The 4,065-nt window shown below is 64.8% G+C and carries 4 protein-coding genes; 2 read left to right on the top strand and 2 right to left on the bottom strand.

Going from position 1 to position 4,065, the window contains the following annotated elements:
- On the top strand, window positions 1-288 hold a 288-nt coding region (locus IU449_RS29380; RefSeq protein ID WP_228805865.1), incomplete at its 5' end, for a hypothetical protein.
- On the opposite strand, the gene IU449_RS28655 is transcribed toward IU449_RS29380, so the two are convergent.
- Window positions 283-1,194 (bottom strand): NAD-dependent epimerase/dehydratase family protein, encoded by a 912-nt coding sequence (locus IU449_RS28655; RefSeq protein ID WP_195005306.1) that lies wholly within the window; start codon window positions 1,192-1,194, stop codon window positions 283-285. The genes IU449_RS29380 and IU449_RS28655 overlap by 6 nt on opposite strands.
- Window positions 1,195-1,209: 15 nt before the next feature.
- Window positions 1,210-2,589: a helix-turn-helix domain-containing protein gene (locus tag IU449_RS28660; protein ID WP_195005307.1), complete on the bottom strand. Its 1,380-nt coding sequence runs from the start codon at window positions 2,587-2,589 to the stop codon at window positions 1,210-1,212.
- Window positions 2,590-3,454: 865 nt separating this feature from the next.
- On the opposite strand from IU449_RS28660, the gene IU449_RS28665 reads away from it, so the two are divergent.
- Complete coding sequence (locus tag IU449_RS28665) at window positions 3,455-3,631, top strand: hypothetical protein (protein WP_195005308.1); 177 nt, start codon at window positions 3,455-3,457, stop codon at window positions 3,629-3,631.
- The last annotated feature ends 434 nt before the right edge of the window (window positions 3,632-4,065 follow it).

A 4,065-nucleotide genomic window follows, 5' to 3' on the forward strand; every position in this document is an offset into this window, starting at 1 on the left:
CACCTCAAAATGTACAGCATGGATGGACTCTTGGCTAGCCACCGTGAAATGCTCGAATGCATGCCGAGCAAGCATCAGTACCCCGCGCGCGTATATCGCCCCGACCCGGAGCTATACCGGCGGGCTCAGGACGCCGTCCAGCAGGTGGGCTCGAACATGAACGCACACGTGATCGAGTTCTTGCACTGGCTGGCAGGTGACACCGATGTACTCCCCATGCGGCCGAACCCCGCCCAGGACGGCGGGCAAGTCAGGGGCGATGCGGACGCTTCCGGTCGAAGGTCATGACCCTGCTGCGCCGGAGAACCATGCGTCTCGGACGATGGCCTCGATATCGGAATGCCTTGGCTTCCAGTTCAATTCGGACGCAGCCTTTGAAACGTCGCTGACCAGCCTGGGCGGTTCCACGACTGGAGGGCGCGGATCCACCGAAACACGTTGCCCAGTAACCTTTTCCACTGTCGCGATCACCTCCGACACGCTGGTGCCCGATCCGCTGCCGATGTTGTAGGTGTCCGAGCGTCCGAGATCGGGAACACGTCCGACGCCGGCGACGAATGCCTCAGCCGCATCGGTGATGTGCAGATAGTCCCTGACCGTGGAACCATCGCCGTTCACCGCCAGGACCGAAGTTCCGACTGCGGCGGCGAGGGCGCGGGGAATCAAACGGGTCGGATCTCGATCAGTACCGCCGGCTACGTTGAGCATCCGGATGATCACTGCTGCAAGATTGCGGCCCATGCATTGGGATTCGATCGCCAGCTCGGCGGCGAGTTTGCTGGCCGCATACGGGTGCGGTGGTGCTGGCGGCAGATCCTCGGTCATCGGTTGGCGGTCCGGTGTGCCGTAGATAGAGCCAGTGGAGGCGAAAACGATCCGCTGGACCCCGGCTGCTTGCATCGCCTCGAGCAGCGCGATCGTGCCACCGGTATTCACCCGGAAATAGCGCAGCGGCTCGGTCATCGATTCTCGCGCCCGCGTCAGCCCGGCAAGGTGACACACCGCATCGACATCCCGAACCGCATCCTGGAGCGAACGCGCGTCGAGCAGGTCAGCGACGCGGACACTCTCAGCCCCGTCGAAGCCTGCCGATTCGCTACGGACCATAGCGATCGGCTCATAGCCGTGAGTCCGCAGGGATGCGACGACAGCACGGCCGACGTAGCCATTGGCTCCGGTCACCAGTACGCGCACGGAGCCATCATCGCATCAAGGCAACAGAAGGTCTCGGTACTTCCAGGTCAGGGACAAGCAGGCCGCAGCAGCGGCAGCCAGCGGTTCACGGTTGAGAGCGCGACGCACGTTCGTGCCGGTCCACGCGATACCCACGGTTCCGGGGTCCGATGGGTACAACTCACCTTCGGAATTCTGAGGGGCGAGCTGAGGGAAGGCCGAATCGAACACTTCCGAATCGACAACGACCGTGGTCAAGATTTCGCCGGCCGGAGCGAGCGGATCGATCCCGATGCCGAAGCACCAGGCTCGCACCTTCCCGGTTCGCCGTCCCTCCGACAGTGTCCGGAACGGTTCGGTGTCGTAGTCGACCGGTGTTCCGCTGCTCCCGTCATGCTCAGGAGAGTCCAGGAACTCTTCTGAGAACTCGCGCAGCATGTTCCGCCAAAGGTCGAAATCCCGCGCGATGTTGATCTGCCCAATCGCCGCGGGCTGGAAGACGCCCGCCGGAATGATATGAGTGAGCCCGGCCGCCAGCGTGACCATCATGGAGCCTCGGCGGTGCAGGAAGAAGGTGTCGCCTTCCGGTGCGCGCCGAATCGTCAGGGTGTTGATGCTCGGAAGGATCGGCCGGCGGCCGGTATCGAACAGGTCATCGACCCTGCGGCGGAAGGGAAGGCTATCGAGCTCGACCTTCCCGCGCTGCGCCGAGATCCAGGCCGCAGCCGTCTCGTGAGCGATCACTTCGCATACATCCACCATGTCGAAGTATGTGGTCAACCCGAAGGACATTCGTGCCCTATCCTCGTCGAACGAGGCATCCAGCAGCCGGTACGACGTGCGATTCTCGAACAGAGATGGCTTCGCGATCGCTCTGATCGCCTGGCTGTAGCGGCCGAACCGTTCTCCATTCAAACGCCGTGGACGATAGGGCGCCGACTCGGCTTCACCACCGTTCAGTTCGGGCAGCGCAGCGTTCTCCTCGAAGGTGAGCGTGACCGCGTCCAAGTCGAGCGGTTCTGCCGCCATCCAGCCCGGCCGCGTGATGCACGTCGTACCCTCGATTGGTAGAACATCCCAGTACAGCCGGGACGCAACCGCAGTCAGTGCGTGACGGTTGCGGTTCAACGTCTGCCGGACCAGGCGCCACTGCGTGACCTCTTCGTCTCGCTCCGCTTGCGCCACGTCAGCCGCACGCATCAACCCGAACGTCTCTGGCGGTAGATCCATCGCCTCCGCGAAAAGCCGAAGCTGATCGACATCCCGGCAGGATCTTGTTCCGTTGAGGTACTTCGACACCAGCGTTCGGTCAACTCCCAGAACGCGTGCCATCTCCTCATGTGTCGACAACCCGTGCGCTTGCATGTAGGCCCGCAACACATCAGCCAAACGGGACTCGTGCTTGGTTTGCGACATCAGACGCCCCGCTCTCCTCACAGGTGGATATCCACCCTCAACGGTATCAGCCGACCGCCTGTCGACCGAGACAATCTGTCACGGCCCAACCCGGACCAGATTGACGGCCAACGAGTTCCACACCGGGCAAGCCCCGCCGATGTTGAGCATCAGTCGAACCACGACACGTGCGGTTCGCAGTTGTTGCCGAATTCCGCCATACAGGATCAAGAGCGCACCGGCGGCGCTGCGCGCCGCCGCCGCGCAACCGCAACCTCGTCGGCAAGCCTCCTCGGCCGCGGCGCGTCGGCGGCACCCAGCACCACCCACCGCGCCACCGGATCAGTCCGACAGAATCAGCCCGTCTCGAGCCGCACACCTTTCGATGGGCTGCCGCACGAGCTTCGCTCGCTTGCCTCACAGACCGTCTACCGCACTCGGTGCCGTGGCCCTGGTCGTGGTCCCGGATCGGCCCGTCACAGCCCGTCACCCCGTTGGCCCCGTTGATCGGGCCGCGGTTGTTGCGCAGGCCCTGGAGGTAGTGGGCACGTCATCGGGTCGGGTTGGGTGCCTCGGGTTCCGAGGTCGGTGGCGGGGGCGGTGCACCCACGTTCCGGAGCAGATCGCGGCGGGGGTGACGGTCGAGGTCCTACCCGGGTCGGTGGTATCAGCCCGGAGGGTGTACCAGACCACACCCACCCCGGCAAAGGCCAAGCGGTGTCGTCACCCGGCAGGGGGCACGCGGCGACGATTCCCAACGATCGGCTGGCGGTTTCTTCAACAGTAGGGCCGCGCACCCCCTACCGGGCGCCGAGCCTTTGCCGGGGTGGGTGCGGCCTGGTCCAGGCGGAGCCCAGACACCACCGACCCGGAAAGGACCCCGATCATGACCATCACCCCCGCCGCGATCTGCTCCATGCGCGAGTGCACCGCCCCCGCCACCGACCTCTTCGCCTACCAGTGGCACAACCGCACCCACCAGCAGCCCCGCTGCCACGCCCACTACCTCCAGGGCCTGCGCAACAACCGCTACCTCGCCACCGACCCCGCCGACCGGTACTGACCTTCGAGGGGGCTTCGGCCCCCCTCCCTACCGGGTTGCCGAACTACTGCGCGACCTGTCGGCCGCGTGGCCCTGCTCGGTGGTGGCCTGCATTGTGATCCCGCGCCCCTCACACCTCAAGAGCGCCTGTCGGCGTCACTGCGTGATCAGCTGCGCTGACTCTTGACCTGTGAGCCTCTGCGCGTGACGGGCAGGCCCTATGGGGCAGGCGGGTAGCCAGCCCCCGACGAGTGCAGACCACCACCGAGCAGGGCCAACCCTGTGCCATCCGCGTGCCACAAACTTGCCATTCGCGCCGGTCAACAGCGGTACATCGCGGACTTCGCCCGGGCCTCGGAAAACGGTCATGATCAGGCAGCAATTGGACAGATCGGGGTCCCGTGATCTACCTTCCAAGCTGATGGTGCGGGTTCGATTCCCGTCGCCCGCTCAAC

This window comes from Nocardia higoensis, assembly GCF_015477835.1.
In the GTDB taxonomy this organism is placed as follows: domain Bacteria; phylum Actinomycetota; class Actinomycetes; order Mycobacteriales; family Mycobacteriaceae; genus Nocardia; species Nocardia higoensis_A.